This is a genomic window from Shinella sp. WSC3-e (genome assembly GCF_945994535.1).
GTDB lineage: Bacteria > Pseudomonadota > Alphaproteobacteria > Rhizobiales > Rhizobiaceae > Shinella > Shinella yambaruensis.
This window is the reverse complement of record NZ_OZ000537.1, coordinates 66,221-81,496: the sequence shown is the minus strand read 5'-3', so window position 1 is coordinate 81,496 and position 15,276 is coordinate 66,221. Positions and strand designations below refer to the sequence as shown.

The following is a 15,276-nucleotide window of genomic DNA, read 5'->3' as shown; positions in this document are numbered from 1 at the left end:
AGATATATCAATGACATCAGACAAGCCTACCCCACTCGAAATCGTAGAGAGAAGCGAATTCTTTGATGCTGACTGGTATCTTGACGCCTATCCAGATGTTCGTCTGATGCAGTTTGGAGCGGCCGAACACTATCTCTGGATTGGTTGGAGGCTTGGTCGCGACCCAGGCCCGAATTTTTGTTTAAATGACTATCTTATAATGAATCCGCAGTTGCGCGGGGGTGACGTTTGCCCACTCGTTCACCTCGCGAATACCCAGAGACTTGACGCTACGATACCTATTCCGGCCAAGGGGCAGGATAGCACGACCTTGGAAAGTGAAGAGAACAAAGAAGAATTCTCTTATCGTCAACAAGATGAGATAAAATGTGTTTCTGAGTCACGTCTTTTTAATGCAGAATGGTATAAAGAGTCCTATCCTGAGGTTAAAAGATCAAAGAATAGACCAGAAGAGCACTATATAATAACTGGAGCTACACAATTTTTAAACCCATCTCCTGAGTTTAGTACAAGATTTTATGTTCAAAATCATCCAGATGTTCTTAGATCCGGAATGAATCCGCTTGCCCATTATGAACGGTGGGGGCGATCCGAAGGACGCGTTATCCTTCCAGCTTATCTTGATGCACCCGAGACCGATCCCGCGGTACTCGCGTCAACCCATCTCTTGCACGAGGATATATGGCCCGACGCCATATCGGCCAAAGCTTATCTTTCTTGGCGGCTGAATGAAAAAGTAGTCGGGGAACCCGCACGGATGTCGCTGAATTTCGAGGTGCAAGAAACGAAGCGCTTCTTGGCCGCCATAAAGCAATGCGCACAAGATGACTTCGACTCCGAATTTGTCTCTGTTGTCATGCCCGCCTACAATCGAGGTACCAAGATCGGAGCAGCGATCGAATCTGTCCTGAATCAGTCGTGGAGGAATTTAGAATTACTTATAATTGACGATGGAAGCACGGATAATACGCTTGATGTCATCTCAAAATATTCTGACAAAAGGATAAAGTTATTTAAGTCAAACCATAAAGGAGTGAGCAGAGCGCGAAATATTGGCCTAAATGAAGCTAATGGAGAAATTATATTCTATCTAGATTCTGATAACACATGGACTCCACACTTTATTTGGCTAATGGTTCATAGCATTCGTCAATCTGGTGCCCGCTGCGGTTATGCGGGGGCCCGCCTCCAATCTCCCAATGGTTACTTGATAGGCTATCGAGGTGAAGCCTTTGATTGGGAGTCCTGCTTGGCGCAAAACTATGTGGATATGAATGTTTTCTGCCATCGCCGTGATTTTATCGACGCATATGGTAAGTTTGATGAAGATTTGCGCCGAATGGTCGATTGGGATCTTATTCTGCGTTACACACGGAATGAGGATGTATTTTATGCTCCATTCATTGGCTGTATCTATTCCGAAGATCACACTGATATGGGCCGCATTACGACATCACAGCCTATCGTATCATACAAACTAGTCCATTTTCGGAACGCGATGGACTGCAAGATATCGGACGCTGTAGGAAAAATTGGCTTTAACATCGCAATTAAAATTTTTGCTCCCTATGCTGACAGGAACGCTTGGGGTGATTTTCATTATGCCGAGTCACTGGCTGAGGCGTTCGAAAGACTTGGACATCGAGTCCGCATTGATTTCCGTGGACAATGGTATAGTCATCCAGTCATCGCAGATGATGTCGTGATTATGCTACGTGGCCTGGAAGCCTATAAACCACGCCCCACCCATCTGAATTTGCTTTGGGTCATCAGCCACCCCGACTCAGTTACGCCAGAAGAATACAATAGTTATCAGGGTATTTTCGTCGCATCGAGTTCTTACTCGGAATTACTCTCAGCGCTGCTCGGAAGGCAAGTCCAAACGCTTTGGCAGTGCACTGACCCTGATCGCTTTATGCCTTTCATAGAACAGACTACGACCGCAGGCGGGGAGGGAATTTCCGTTAAGGCAAATTACGGCATTTTTATCGGCAATTCTCGTCGCGAGTATCGTCAGATCGTTCGTTGGGCTGTGGACGCCAATCTGCCACTTGAGGTTATTGGACAAGATTGGGAGCCCTATCTCAATGCAGAAAGGATTATTGCGACAAACGCTCCCAATAAGGAACTCGCAAAACTTTATGGCAGCGCGGCATTCGTGCTGAATGATCACTGGGAGTCGATGCGCGATTTCGGGATCGTTTCGAATCGAATCTTCGACGTTCTTGCGGCCGGGGGGCAGTTGATCAGTGATAGAATGCAATCTATCGAGACGCTGTTTGGTGATGCGGTAGTCTGTGTGTCGTCGGCAGATGAGTTGAAGAATGCAGTGGCGTCGAACAAGGTCACCAGAAATGATGCGAAAAGACTTTCGCTAGCGGAAACTGTGCGCAAATGGCATAGTTTCGATGATCGTGCCGGGGCAATCATTGAGTGGATCAGAAAATACTTATCACCAAATATCTCTACAGAAGCGGCGAGTTCGCGTATAAAAGTGCAGTCTGGGCCAGCTTTATACAACGTTGGTATCGTCGCGCCTTGGAGCGATCCTAAAGCTCTAGATCTTACGATAGAGAGGATTTTCTCTCCGCTCACGACGGATCACGCGCTGAGTCTGATCAATATCTCCCGTCTTGAGTCGCCAGAGGACGTTCGTGCTGCAAATATCGATTGCTTAATCCTGGGGCCGGATTGTAATCCGATTACGCAAGATATGATCTCCGCGGTTAAGGAGGCGGATGAGCGAGGTTGCCATATCATCCTAGACATAGCTTCAGCTGATGGAAATCTAGCTTCTAAGGCAGCAGTTTATTACGCAGATGAGATTTGGGGTGATGGCAGGAAATCTCCTTCGGATTACGGTAGGGAGGTCACGACTATTGAAACAAAGCTTGATCCACGCATATGGCGTCTGTATCGTGTACCAAGAGTACTGGTCGCCTCTGAGGGACCTCTTAGACTGTTTGTGATCGTACATAATGCTGCGACTGACACCAAGCAGTTGTCAGCACTTATTCGTCAGATTGACATCATAGAGCGACATTCACCCGGTCGCATTGAGCTCCGGATTATCGGCGCCGTTTTTGAGGAGTTCGCGCATCTAGACTGGCTCAATGCCGATAATTGGCCCTTAGGATGCGATAGCTATTTCCAACGCGCAAAATGGCTTCTACAGAACATTCATGCTGATGTTGGCATGGTTCTACGCGGACAGCCTGACCGCTACATTCTTCAGATGATGGCGCTTGGCATTACACCAGTTGTTATCGCACCAGATGCGGAAAGCATCGCACGGCGAGACATCAAACCCGCAGCTTTGACGATATGCGAGACAGAAGTGGACGCACTTCATACTCTTCATGAATTAGTGGATAAACCTTCCAGTATTTTTGCGGCAAGGCAGGCGGCAGTTAAAGAGGTTTGGCATGAGTTTAATTTACTAACCAATAAAAGCCAAGTTCTTGATGTAATCATCAAAAGACATAGTGGTTCAGAAGGGTTTAATTGTGGAGAAATACGCAACTAGTAACGATATCGATGCTGTTCGTCGTTCATTCCTTTTTGACGCGGACTGGTATCTTAAAGAATATCCCGAAGTCGCTATTGCGGGATTGGATCCGGCCGATCATTACTGCAATCAAGGGTGGCGCCAAGGTTTAGCGCCTAGTACCTATTTTATACCAAAGCCTCATGATTCGCATAATCCACTCCTCTACGCTTTGCGCAATCAAACATTACGCAATCCAACCACGATTCTTCGAATGAATGGAGGCCTGAATCCCACTTACGTACCGATTGCAGAACCCGCCTTCGAAATACCAGGCTCGCTTAGCTCAACGCATATTGGCCCAGCCGAAGTGATCAGACCGAGTTACCCGGGACAGCCTATACGCTTTTCCGGCAAGATTGCAGTTCATCTGCATCTGTTCCACGTTGACATGATTGAGAGTTTTCGGAGGCTTCTTGGAAACGTTCCGGTGCCCTACGACCTGTATGTCAGCGTTCCACGAGCGTCAGAGGTAGTCACGGCAGAGATTGGTTTTGAGGGGCTTGAGAATGTGAAGCGCGTCATCGTAGCGAATTTTCCGAATATCGGACGCGATCTTGGCCCGATGATCGCCGGCTTCGGCAAGCATTTGTTACCTTATGACCTCGTCTACCACATGCATTCTAAGAGGAGCGATCACACACCGGAAAAAAGCGATTGGGCTGCCCAGCTCGGACACCATTTGCTTGCGTCACGCGAGCATGCAAGTGCCCTGATCGATATGTTTGCGTGCGATGCGAAACTTGGTTTGGTCTTCCCCGTCTACCATCCCGGCATCCGCAAGCAGATCAAATGGGGCGCCAATTTCGAGAACTGCAAACGGCTAATGACACGCATGGGCGTCAAGATTGAAGAAACAGACCTATGCCCCTTCCCTGCGGGATCCTTCTTCATCATTCGTAGAGAAGTTCTGCTTCCGCTAATCGCTGGCGATTTCAGCTTCTCCGAATTCGATCCAGAAAATGGGCAAGTTGACGGAACATTAGCGCATGCGATCGAGCGAACGTTTGCGCTCATTTGCCGTCAGCTCGGCTATCGCGCGCAGCAAGTCCGAGCGTCACAACCGTTTAAGTTAGCTTCGATCATGATGGACCCTGAAAACTACAGCTCTCCGGTTTTGGAACGCTTCCGGTCAGACAACATGCCAAACCTGCGTTCCGATAGAGCGCCTGCGGGGTTGCGCTTAGCTGTGTTCAGTGGCGGTGCCAATGCCAAACCCCTGCCTTATGAGCATTTGCTTACGGGGGCGGAGTACATTTTTCTTCTAAACAACCTGCGAGCAGCGCAATCCGTCTATGGCCACTGGACCGCTCGAGCTATGACTGCTGGTGTCGGCACCAGTTGGATTGCTAAAGCAATCAAGGAAGCCAAGAATATAGATATCGCGATTTGGATTTCCCCGAACGTTTCAGTCGTAGGCGATATTTCTGGACATATCGTCAAATTGCTCGAGCAGAAGGGGGCGGTCGCTGCGTTCCGGCATCCGTCAGTGGCTCATCTTCAGAACGAGGTGGAACGGATTGACCGGCGTTATCCTACTGTCGGCCTTCTTAGGAAAGTTAACCAAGTCGCAGATATTCAGGACCAAAAGCTCTTGGACCTCGATCTAGTTATTTTCGACCTCCGCCATCCTAAGGCCGGAGAAGTACTGAACCGCTGGTGCGAAATCTCCGAGAAGTTGGGGAATATTGAGGTTGGCACGGAGCTGGCGTTCACCCTTTCTGCATCTTCTCTGGACAGTGATCTAGTCGCACTTTCAGCCAACGGGTTGGGTCTGCGCGCAGATCCGCAGTTGCGTATTTTCCAGCACGCGCATCCTTACGATGATGTCATGCCACGCATTGCCGAAGTTGTTCATAGGAAACCTCAGCCGTTACTGTCGAGCGAAATGCGATTCAACGACGCGACCGACACGGTCCTGATTCTACAAAGTACTGACGCGCCCGATGCTGTGGCGCAGACTTTACAGCGCTTCTATAATGTCGCCCGCTCACTTGATCGGTTGATTATCGCAATAGAGGCTGGGTTGTCAGTAGCGCTTGAGGGGGTGATCTCTCGTCATTTGCGCAGACGCCCGCAAGATATAGTCACTGACATGCCGGTAACGGCACTGCGGTCCGAGTTTGTTTTCTTAATTGCGACGGGCACGCTAATCACTAAAGGTGCCTTGCATGACCTTGCGAAAGCGGCGCTGTCGGACTCCGCGATCATGGCCTTCATGCCAATTATGACCAAGTCGGCGTTGACTAGCCAATCCGTCTGGCCTGACCAAGTCGCCGATGATTTTCGAAAGGCAGCAGGGAAATCGTCTTTCAACGATGTGATTCTGACCATGGCCTCTGCTTGCTTTCCCGCTATGTTGCGACGCGACGTGGCCACAGGCCTTATGGCCGACAACTCGCAGAATCTAAAATCAGTCATGCAGCAGAGACTCGGCACGATACCGGGGCGTATCGTGCCATCAGCGTTGGTCTATATGCTGGCGGATTTTGCTCTACCATTGATGCCAGCAGAGATCGCGACCTATATATCGGCGACAATCAGCGGCCATAAGACGGTTGAACCTAGTATTATACCTATCGCTTTTTATCTGCCCCAGTTCCATCCCTTCACAATAAACGACAAGTTGTGGGGAGCCGGTTTCTCCGAATGGCGCAATGTCGTGAAAGGACGTCCGCGTTTTGCCGGACACCATCAGCCGCGTCTGCCGGGAGATCTAGGGTATTATGACTTGCGCACTAAAGAGACACTAAAAGCACAGGGGGAGCTAGCCGAGCTTTATGGGGTCTTCGGGATGGCATTTTACTACTATCGATTTGGTGATCAGCGTTTAATGGAACAGCCCACGGATGTTCTTCTCGCAAACTCGTGCATTCAGCTTCGCTTTTTCTATTGCTGGGCAAATGAGGACTGGACCCGCGCATGGGATGGGAGATCGGATGATGTCAATCTCAAGCAGGACTATTCCGATCAAACCATCTCACTCATCGTCGCCGATCTGATCGCAGCCTGTTGTGATCACCGGTATATTCGGGTGCAGGGCAAACCGGTCTTCATGATCTATCAGCTCAATAAGCTACCTGATCCTGCTCTAGCTATCGATCAAATCCGACGCGAAATGCACGAAATCCTCGGTGTCGAGATATATCTCGGCACTACCTATAACGACGAATTCAAATTCGAATGGGAACAGCTTGTGGATTTTATTGTCCAGTTTCCGCCCCATCGTACTCCACGCAAATCCCCTCGTACCCTAATGACGCCGGCTGAGATTCCAGACCTGAAAGATCCGAGTAAAGAAGATTTTTTCGAGAGTTATACCTCGGTCCGTGAACAGTCCATAGCCGCGCTTGATACATTCAGGAAGCTGCAGCCGGGCGTCTGCCCCGACTGGGATAATTCGGCCCGAAGGGAGCGGAGAGCGCATATACTTTACGGGGCGTCTCCGGCAGAGTTTGGGCGATGGGTCCGACTGGCGGCACATGCTAGCGCCGCCAAATACACCCGTGGCGATTCATCTGTGCCTTTCCTGTTCGTGAACGCATGGAACGAATGGGCGGAGGGCGCGGTTCTTGAACCTTATGAAAATGACGCGAGAATGAATCTTCTTGAACTAGCGGGCAACTTACCATGGCGAGTGTGTTGATTGTGAGCGCGGCGAACGGGGATGCGGATAAAAACTTGGACTGATTTAGACGTTTGTGTTCCGGCCCTTTAATTGCGGGACTTACTCAAGTCTGTTTTGTCCGTGCCGGGGTCATGGTCCTTTTCGAGGTCATGGCCTCATGATGATGTTCGGGTCGGCGCCATCGACAATCTGTTCGCTCGCTTCGACAAACACCTGTCTCGGTCCGGGTATCTGGCCAAGGGTGGGCAGATCGTAGATGCGACGATCATCCGTAAGCATCCGAACAGCCACGCGGTCTCTGCGCGCGCGGATGAGAACCAACCGGTTTATGGTGGTGAAGTTCGGTTTGAAGTGGACCCCTTGGCGTAGCGGACCGTCAGGTTTTCCGGCGTGATCGACGCGCCCATTTTGCGACCAGGTCTTCAACGGCTCTGTTGAGGTCGGCGAACGCAGCATGGTTCGGGTCGAAGTCTTTGGCGCCCCACCATTCGGCAAGCTCGGCGTGCCGCTCATGAGCGGGATCGGCAAGCGCCTCGCGGAACTCCTGGTATCCCCAAGGGCCGCCGACGTCTTCCGGCGGGCAGCGCCCCGTCGCCTCGATCAGCATGGGGTCTGCCAGCGCAACGAGGGGGAACGTGCGCTCGATCTTGATGCTGTGCGTCCAGCCGTCACCGAAGTCGTAGTGGTATTTGAAGGATTTCGCGCCGGTGTCCTGGATTGCCGACAGGAGCGAGACCTTGCGCGCATCGATTGGGCCATCCCCCCATTCCTGGTCGGGCAAACCAAAACCGACATCGCGGATCTGGAACTCGTAGAGGTGGGTATTCGTCCAGCCCATCGCGGCTTGCAAGACCTCATGCAATCGGCTGAGCCGGATGCGCCAGGGCACGACAATGCGCCGCATCACCATCGGTTCGACATGGTCGAGGGTGACTTTCAGACGGACCAGGGAAGCTGCCATCGTCAGGCCGCCAGCATGAGGGCTGGACTTTCACCCTGGCGTAGCCGCTTCCACTCCCACGGAAGCAATTCCGGCAGACGCGAGATCGGCAGGTCAGCGATACGAGCAAGGATATCGGCGAGCCAAGCCTTGGGATCCACGTCATTCAGCCGTGCGGTCATGATGAGCGTGAGCATTATGGCCGCGCGATCGGCGCCGCGGTCGGAACCGGCGAAGAGCCAGGATTTTCTGCCGCAGGCTACACCGCGCAACGCTCTTTCCGCGGCATTGTTCGTCATGCAAATCCTCCCGTCATCGGCATAGCGGGCAAAGTCAGTCCAGCGCGACAGTATATAGTCGATCGGCCCGGCCACCGGGGATGAACGCGAGAGGCCGTGCCGCTCGGCGCGCAACCATCCCTCCATATCGTTCAGCAGCGGATTGCTCTTCTCCTGCCGGACGGCCAGCCGCTCGGCCGCGCTCAGGCCGTTGATGTCGCGCTCGATGGCGAACAGGGCATCGATGCGCTTGCGATCGATCATCGATGACATGGTGTCGAGTTTGGTGCTCATGGACGGTTCTCCCGCGCCATGGCCTTGCCGACAGCATCGTAGAAGGCGAGCGAGCGCTGCATGACCTTGTCGCCGGCGCCTTGAAGGGTGACGGCGCTGTCGCCCTTCGACCAGGAGCGCTGGATGGTCGCCATGCCTTTCCGGTGATCGGGATGCACACGCCGCTGCTTGCGGCCCTCCAGCACGGGATGGACCGCGATCAGGGTTCCGTTCTCGAAGATGCGCAGCTCGTTGGCAAGCGAATGGACTTCGACCAGCCTGCTGCGGGTCGCATCCGGGACGCTGTAGGCATTGCCGCCGACGCTGACCATGCCTTCGCGCGAGATGCGGCGCTCCAGCTTCAAAACCGCTCGGAACGGAGCCAAGGGCAGCGGGCGCAGATGCGGCCGTTCTTCGGCAAAGGCCTCGCTGACCACGCGCAGCGTCGTGGCATGGACTCTCGGATTGGCGATGGTGTCGACTTTTAAACACATGGCGGCGGGCGGCAGGGCAGATTAGTCCGGCTTCAGCCGTTGCCGCGGTGGAACAACCTGCTTTCGTGCCGATCATGATCGCCGACCATCAAAATGGACGGCGCGCTGCAGACGCCAGTGAGGGCGCCGCCGGCCGGATCGAGATCGAACTCGGCGGCGGGCGGATGATCGTTACAGGCAATGTTGCTCCCGACCTGGCTTATGCGGTGGTGACGGCGCTACGGGGTAGACGGTGATCGGTCCTGCGAGGGGGCTGAGGATTATGGTGGCGACCCAGCCGGTCGATTTCCGGCGCGGGATGAACGGCCTGATCGCATTGGTGGCGTCTGCCCTTTCGGCCGATCCCTATTGCGGCGACATTTTTGTTTTCCGGGCCAAGCGGCGCGACCGATTGCGCTACATTTATTGGGACGGGTCAGGGATGATCCTGGCGACGAAGTGGTTGGAAAGCGGGAAGTTCACTTTCCCGCCTGTCAAGGATGGCGCTCTTCACCTGTCCCCCGAACAGTTCGGTCTGCTTGTTGCGGGTCTGGACTGGACGCAGGTCCGGCAAAAGCCCTTGAAGCGTCCGACGAAACTCGCTTGATCCCATTGTATTTGCTTGCAGATTCATGCCGGTGTGGTAGTTTTCGGCATGTCTCTTCGTCACGTTCAGCTCCCGCAAGATGTCGAGCAACTGAGCCGGATGGTCCTCGATCTGAGGGCGGAAGTCGCCTATCTGAAGCGGCTGATCCATGGCGCAAGATCAGAGGTGCTTTCGACAATCGACCCCGCACAAGCCAGTCTCGATCTTGGCGACCTCTCGGCTGTTCCGGTCGCTGCCAACGACGATCAGCCTGACGGTGCCCGGCAGAGTGCGCGTGGCCGGCAACCCGCAGCCCGCAACATCGGCTTTCTTCCCAGGCACCTGCCACGCTACGACGTCATTATCGAGCCGGAAAGCCGGGCGTGCGCCTGCTGCTCCGGCACGCTCCATCGCATTGGAGAGACGACGAGCGAGGCACTTGATGTCGTTCCGCCCATTTTGCGCGTCAAACGAACCATTCGCCCTCGCTATGCCTGCCGGGCATGCGAGAATGGCGTCGTCCAGGCTCCCGCGCCGGCGCGCTTCATGGATGGCGGCATGGCGACGACAGCATTGGCGGCCCATATCGTCGTTTCCAAGTTCGCGTGGCACCTTCCGCTCTACCGGCAGACCCAGATCTTCGCGGGCCATGGGATAGCCCTCGATCGTGGAACGCTTGGCGCCTGGGTCACGCGCGTCGCCTGGTGGCTCAAACCACTCTACGACAGGCTGCTGACCTTCATCCGCTCCCAGCCAAGGGTTTTTTCCGACGAGACCCGATTGCCGCGGCTCGATCCGGGGCGAAAGCGAACGAAAGCTGCCAGCTCTGGGCGCAGGCCGTGGACGATCGCCCCTGGAAAGGACCGGCTCCGCCCGCGGTCGGCTATATCTTCTCCGAGAGCCGCAGCGCCCGTGAGGCCGAGCGCCAATTGGTATCCTTCAACGGCATGCTTCAGGTGGACGGATATACCGCCTACAAGACGCTCGCCAGACATCGCAGCAAGAGCAATTCCAGACCCTTGAGGCTGGCATTCTGCATGGCCCATGCCCGGCGTAAATTCGTCGATGTGGTCAAGCTGACCGGATCGCCGGAGGCGCTCGAGGTCGTATCGATCCTCGCCGGGGTCTACCAGATCGAACAGGAGATCAGGGGGCAAAGCGCCGAGGATCGTCACAATACCCGCCAGCTCCGCTCAGCTCCCCTCACGCGCCAGTTGAAGGCGCGCCTGCTCGACCTGAAGAACGACATCTCAACGCAGTCCGCCCTCTCCAAGGCCATCAAATACACGCTCACCCATTGGACGGGCCTGAACGCTTTCCTCGACGATGGAACGATAGAGATCGACTCCAACATCATCGAGCGTTCGATGAAGTCCGTTGCCCTGACGAGAAAGAATTCGATGTTCGTCGGCAATGTCCAGGGCGGCGAGACCTTCGCGGTCCTGGCCTCGTTGATCAACTCGGCCAAATTGAATGGTCTGGATCCATACACCTGGCTTGCCGATGTGCTCGAACGGATCGTATCGGGCCGCACGACGATCAACCAGCTCGATACGCTGCTGCCCTGGAAGTGGAAAGCCGATCAGGTCGGTCAAGCCGCATGACCCGGCCCGCCGTTTCCTATGACGAGCTCGATGAGTACCTTCGCGGCGATGGGCACAACGACTATGTCGGCGTGAGCGCCATCGATGGGCTGATTGCGGCCGTCGTGGCCGGCCCGGTGAAGATCCCTGCACATACCTGGTTGCCGCACGTATTCGGCGGCTCAATACCGCAAACCAGGCCAAGCTCGATCGAGGAGCGGCTCGTCAATACCGTGCTGAACCGCCACGACGAAGTCGAAAGCCTGCTGCGCGACGCGCCCGGGCACTACTTTCCGATCTTCATGAACCACAAGGGCGAGACCATCGTCGGTCCCTGGGCGATCGGATTTTCCCTTGGCCTCAGTCTGGGCGGCGAAGCGTGGGCGCCGATCCTCCTTGCCACGCCAAAGCCGGTGATCGCCCCCATCATGGCCGTCAATCCGCAGCTCGCCAAGCTCCTCATCCGGCTTTCTCCTCAGGAGCGGCGCAAAATAAGGGCGACGGCCCACCACCATATCTCATCCGCAGTCCTGCAATTGCACGCCGTCACAAGACAGGCCCGGTAACAACGCGGCCACCAGCATCAACCCAGCCTACAGGCAAGGTGGTGCGTTCGTCGCGCTCACGCTCAAACCACTCTACGACAGGCTGCTGACCTTCATCCGCTCCCAGCCAAGGGTTTTTTCCGACGAGACCCGATTGCCGCGGCTCGATCCGGGGCGAAAGCGAACGAAAGCTGCCAGCTCTGGGCGCAGGCCGTGGACGATCGCCCCTGGAAAGGACCGGCTCCGCCCGCGGTCGGCTATATCTTCTCCGAGAGCCGCAGCGCCCGTGAGGCCGAGCGCCAATTGGTATCCTTCAACGGCGTGCTTCAGGTGGACGGATATACCGCCTACAAGACGCTCGCCAGACATCGCAGCAAGAGCAATTCCAGACCCTTGAGGCTGGCATTCTGCATGGCCCATGCCCGGCGTAAATTCGTCGATGTGGTCAAGCTGCCTGCATCAGCAGCCGTGCCAGCGTTGATATCGCTTTCTCCCGATCTTTGTCGCTCAGTCCGTCGAGCTTGCGTGTTTCGAATATCAGGTTGAGCTGCCGACCCGAGGCCGGCACCGGCGTATTGCGAGGTCTCATCATCTTCCTCCTGGGCGACTCCACGTCCACCTTGGAAGATTGCAGGCTTGTCACCGCCCATGACCAGCCTGTTCAGCTCGATTAGCGCCGCAAGATCGACGCGCGCCGAACCCATTGTCATACCAGCGCACGCCACAGGATCGATCATCCAGCCGGCAATCGACACCACGACACCTGCCGGTCCCAGAACCTGCAGAAACTGACCTATTGCCCGTCGGTCGACCCGTCGAATGCAAACCTTTTGGCCGAAATAGGGATGCCAGCGGTAGAAAACCTCAACCTCATCGCCGACATGGGCAGAATGAACGGGGATAGACAATCACCAGGAAGAACAGCCTATTCGCCGGAAGCGAGGGTGGTGGACGGACATGGGCCACGCTGGCCACCTTGCTGCAGACCTGCAAAATGAACAGCGTCGATCCGCTCCACTGGCTATCTCAGACCTTGACCCGCATTGTTCAAGGCTGGCCGGTAGCCGATATCGAGGCGCTTATGCCATGGAACTTCAAGCCTGACGCCATCGGCTGACCGCTTACCGTACATCTGGCGCTTGATGAGCTTGAGTTTTGTGATCTGGCCTTCCGTCTGGCCGTTCGACCACTGGGAGGTTATCGCCTTCTGGATTGCGGCTCGGTCTCGGATAACGCCATTCGCGAATGATGCGACCAGACTTTTCGCCGCGCGTTCGATCCAGGCCCCCAGATCACCGGAGGACTTGCGGCGCAACATGCCGTGGAAGCTCTCGACGACGTCCCTGGCCTCTACAAGGTCTGGCAGCCTCTCTTCGATGGCGGCAACCGTCATCGTTTGAGCCTTGGTCAGGTTGTTGCGGTCGATGGTCATCAGGCGAACGATGGTGCGCGCGGCAGGAGCATAGCCGCGCCGGAGCAGGAGCTGATAGCCAAGCTGGTCCTGAAGCTCCGGCGTGAACGGATCGCTGCCGCTGATCCAGGGATTGGCCTTGGCCAGATCGATGAGTGTGGCGCGCATGAACTGGTAGGCGCCGGCGGCGCTGGAGCCGTGGTTTTTCGACCACGCCCGCTGGGCGTCGATGATGTCGCCATAGGTCATCGACGTGAGTGGCACGGGAAGCTTGCCCTGCTTGTTGGCGAAGATGACGTCATAAGACGCGCGGTCTTCCCGGCCGACTTCCGTTTTCCGGATGAAGGCGAGAAGGATCGTCGCGCCATACGGGATGGTGCGGTCCATGGGGTACCCTTTCGGTGGCATAGGAGGCGCCGCCTAAGCGGCTAGGCAAGCGCTGGGGAGCGCGGCGTCATGCGGTCTTTTAAATTGTGACTCGACTATGTGCTCCACCCATGCTTTCATTCAAGCATAAGTGGAATATTCCGTGTGAACTGCAAGCATATTGCCGATGGTGCCGATGGGCGCAACGGCTTCGACGCTTCATGGGTCAAATGGAGAGACGCGCACCATGATCAACATCCGGAATTTGCTCGACTTCGGCGGAAACGGCAATGGAGTGGCAGACAACTCTCCAGCCTTTGCCGCAGCCATCGCCGATATCTTGGCCGAACCAAATGGGGCTTCCCTGTTCGTTCCTGCCGGTAACTATCGCATCGCCACACAGGTTGTTTTCCCAAAGACAGCAAACAAATCTATCCATGTTTTTGGCGAATGGGGCAGCACGATCATCAATTGCGCCTCCGTTGCATCGTCTAAAGCCGCCTTCTACGTCGGAGGCGCGCTTGCAGCCGGCGGTACAAATTTCCGGGTCTCCGATATGTCCTTCGTTGGCGGCGGGACGACTGCGGGAACGGCATTCGAGCTGAAGAACGCAAACGGTGCGCAGTTTGAAGGCGTGAGTTTCAACGAAATGCGTGACGGCGTACTGATGGACGCAAGTTATGCGGTGAGCTTCTTACGATGCCAGGCGGTAAATGTCGGTCGAATAATGATAAATTCTTCGACCTCATGCCATAATTTAGTCATCGACCGGTTCAAGGCATACAATGTCGGCCTAGCCAGCAATGGACGTTTCCTGCATGTTGCCGGACACACCGACAATATCGTCATACAGAATTCCGACTTTGAATATTGCTATCAAGTGTACTCGCTTGCGGATGGCGGGGCATCACTCTATTTCTGCCAGAATTACGTCGAGGGCACGAGCACCCTTCCCTTCTCCCACACAACCGCTATGTACGGCGCCAGCATAAACAATAACTTCATAGGGATGGGTGCGAATTTCTCCATCCCCAATATGAAAGGCGGAGAATTCAAGCGAAATCGGCTGCATCAGCAGCAAGTCGGATTCGCAACTTCAAGCGTTGATGTCGGCACGGCCGACAATCATGCACCAAGCCCGTCCGTTCTCACGCCCTGCCAGCCAACCACAGTAACCGCGTTCCTGAATGGGTCTTCCGTCGGCGCTCGACCGGTGGCTTATCAGAAGGACAGCAACGGCTATATTCACCTCTATGGAGAGGCCAGGGTCGGGACAAATGGCGCGCCGATTTTTGCCCTGCCCTCGTTCTACTATCCCATGAGGACGCAACGCCTGAACGCGATCGATACGGTCGACAACAGCAATGTTTACGTGATCGTTGACGCCGTGAACGGTAATGTGGTCCCGACCTGTTCTTCGCCCTCCTTGCGTGTCTCACTTGACGGTCTGGCATTTCGCGCCGCCAAGTAAAAACGCCACCTTAGCGGTTAATTGCAGCCGACAAAGCTAGCATCGAGGGGGCGCAGCTGCTCGGACGGACGCAGTCAAGACCAGTTGGCAGCAGAATTGCGGCTAGGTGCCGTCGCGCAATGGGAGACTTGCGGGAGATGGAATTTTAGAACGCGGCACGGTAAAAGGGGGCGCC

The 15,276-nt window shown here is 55.2% G+C and carries 9 protein-coding genes and 5 pseudogenes; 10 read left to right on the top strand and 4 right to left on the bottom strand.

Going from position 1 to position 15,276, the window contains the following annotated elements:
• The first annotated feature begins 10 nt into the window (after nucleotides 1-10).
• The 3 genes and pseudogenes from AABF56_RS35880 to AABF56_RS35870 form a co-directional block, all read left to right on the top strand.
• On the top strand, nucleotides 11-3,526 hold the full coding sequence (locus tag AABF56_RS35880; RefSeq protein ID WP_272809420.1) for a glycosyltransferase: 3,516 nt from the start codon (nucleotides 11-13) through the stop codon (nucleotides 3,524-3,526).
• The gene (locus AABF56_RS35875; protein ID WP_272809421.1) at nucleotides 3,507-7,193 is read left to right on the top strand and encodes a glycoside hydrolase family 99-like domain-containing protein; all 3,687 of its coding nucleotides are present in this window, start codon (nucleotides 3,507-3,509) and stop codon (nucleotides 7,191-7,193) included. Before AABF56_RS35880 ends, AABF56_RS35875 begins: the two co-directional genes overlap by 20 nt.
• A gap of 147 nt (nucleotides 7,194-7,340) precedes the next feature.
• Nucleotides 7,341-7,445: pseudogene (locus tag AABF56_RS35870) on the top strand (IS5/IS1182 family transposase); the annotation flags it as partial.
• A gap of 106 nt (nucleotides 7,446-7,551) precedes the next feature.
• Here AABF56_RS35870 and AABF56_RS35865 read toward each other — a convergent pair.
• From AABF56_RS35865 to AABF56_RS35855, 3 genes and pseudogenes are all read right to left on the bottom strand, one after another.
• Complete coding sequence (locus AABF56_RS35865) at nucleotides 7,552-8,136, bottom strand: plasmid pRiA4b ORF-3 family protein (protein WP_272809422.1); 585 nt, start codon at nucleotides 8,134-8,136, stop codon at nucleotides 7,552-7,554.
• Between the two features lie 2 nt (nucleotides 8,137-8,138).
• Nucleotides 8,139-8,642: pseudogene (locus AABF56_RS35860) on the bottom strand (IS66 family transposase); the annotation flags it as partial.
• A 41-nt stretch (nucleotides 8,643-8,683) separates the two neighbouring features.
• Nucleotides 8,684-9,160, bottom strand: a complete 477-nt coding sequence (locus tag AABF56_RS35855) for a Mu transposase domain-containing protein (RefSeq protein WP_272809423.1) — start codon at nucleotides 9,158-9,160, stop codon at nucleotides 8,684-8,686.
• 65 nt (nucleotides 9,161-9,225) lie between these two features.
• Here AABF56_RS35855 and AABF56_RS35850 point away from each other — a divergent pair, with 65 nt between their 5' ends.
• The 6 genes and pseudogenes from AABF56_RS35850 to AABF56_RS35825 all read left to right on the top strand — a co-directional run.
• On the top strand, nucleotides 9,226-9,396 hold the full coding sequence (locus AABF56_RS35850) for a hypothetical protein (protein ID WP_272809424.1): 171 nt from the start codon (nucleotides 9,226-9,228) through the stop codon (nucleotides 9,394-9,396).
• A gap of 26 nt (nucleotides 9,397-9,422) precedes the next feature.
• Nucleotides 9,423-9,746, top strand: coding sequence for an IS66 family insertion sequence element accessory protein TnpB (gene tnpB / locus AABF56_RS35845; RefSeq protein WP_443021320.1), 324 nt, complete (start codon nucleotides 9,423-9,425; stop codon nucleotides 9,744-9,746).
• 48 nt (nucleotides 9,747-9,794) lie between these two features.
• Nucleotides 9,795-11,329: pseudogene (tnpC, locus tag AABF56_RS35840) on the top strand (IS66 family transposase).
• Nucleotides 11,326-11,874, top strand: coding sequence for a YecA/YgfB family protein (locus tag AABF56_RS35835; protein WP_272809426.1), 549 nt, complete (start codon nucleotides 11,326-11,328; stop codon nucleotides 11,872-11,874). The pseudogene tnpC and the gene AABF56_RS35835 overlap by 4 nt, the downstream one beginning before the upstream one ends.
• Before the next feature lie 61 nt (nucleotides 11,875-11,935).
• Nucleotides 11,936-12,360: pseudogene (locus AABF56_RS35830) on the top strand (IS66 family transposase); the annotation flags it as partial.
• Between the two features lie 397 nt (nucleotides 12,361-12,757).
• Nucleotides 12,758-12,970: pseudogene (locus AABF56_RS35825) on the top strand (transposase domain-containing protein); the annotation flags it as partial.
• Here AABF56_RS35825 and AABF56_RS37885 read toward each other — a convergent pair.
• The gene (locus AABF56_RS37885) at nucleotides 12,875-13,651 is read right to left on the bottom strand and encodes a transposase (protein ID WP_443021321.1); all 777 of its coding nucleotides are present in this window, start codon (nucleotides 13,649-13,651) and stop codon (nucleotides 12,875-12,877) included. The pseudogene AABF56_RS35825 and the gene AABF56_RS37885 overlap by 96 nt on opposite strands.
• Nucleotides 13,652-13,877: 226 nt before the next feature.
• On the opposite strand from AABF56_RS37885, the gene AABF56_RS35815 reads away from it, so the two are divergent.
• Nucleotides 13,878-15,101 carry a glycosyl hydrolase family 28-related protein gene (locus AABF56_RS35815; protein WP_272809427.1) on the top strand — a complete coding sequence of 408 codons (1,224 nt, stop codon included), beginning with the start codon at nucleotides 13,878-13,880 and terminating at the stop codon, nucleotides 15,099-15,101.
• The last annotated feature ends 175 nt before the right edge of the window (nucleotides 15,102-15,276 follow it).

Bases quoted from the DNA above. Each gene is read 5' to 3' on its own strand.
- AABF56_RS35880 (WP_272809420.1), top strand. From the start codon at position 11: ATGACATCAGACAAGCCTACCCCACTCGAAATCGTAGAGAGAAGCGAA.
- AABF56_RS35865 (WP_272809422.1), bottom strand. From the start codon at position 8,136: ATGGCAGCTTCCCTGGTCCGTCTGAAAGTCACCCTCGACCATGTCGAA.
- AABF56_RS35855 (WP_272809423.1), bottom strand. From the start codon at position 9,160: ATGTGTTTAAAAGTCGACACCATCGCCAATCCGAGAGTCCATGCCACG.
- tnpB (WP_443021320.1), top strand. From the start codon at position 9,423: ATGGTGGCGACCCAGCCGGTCGATTTCCGGCGCGGGATGAACGGCCTG.
- AABF56_RS35835 (WP_272809426.1), top strand. From the start codon at position 11,326: ATGACCCGGCCCGCCGTTTCCTATGACGAGCTCGATGAGTACCTTCGC.
- AABF56_RS37885 (WP_443021321.1), bottom strand. From the start codon at position 13,651: ATGGACCGCACCATCCCGTATGGCGCGACGATCCTTCTCGCCTTCATC.
- AABF56_RS35815 (WP_272809427.1), top strand. From the start codon at position 13,878: ATGATCAACATCCGGAATTTGCTCGACTTCGGCGGAAACGGCAATGGA.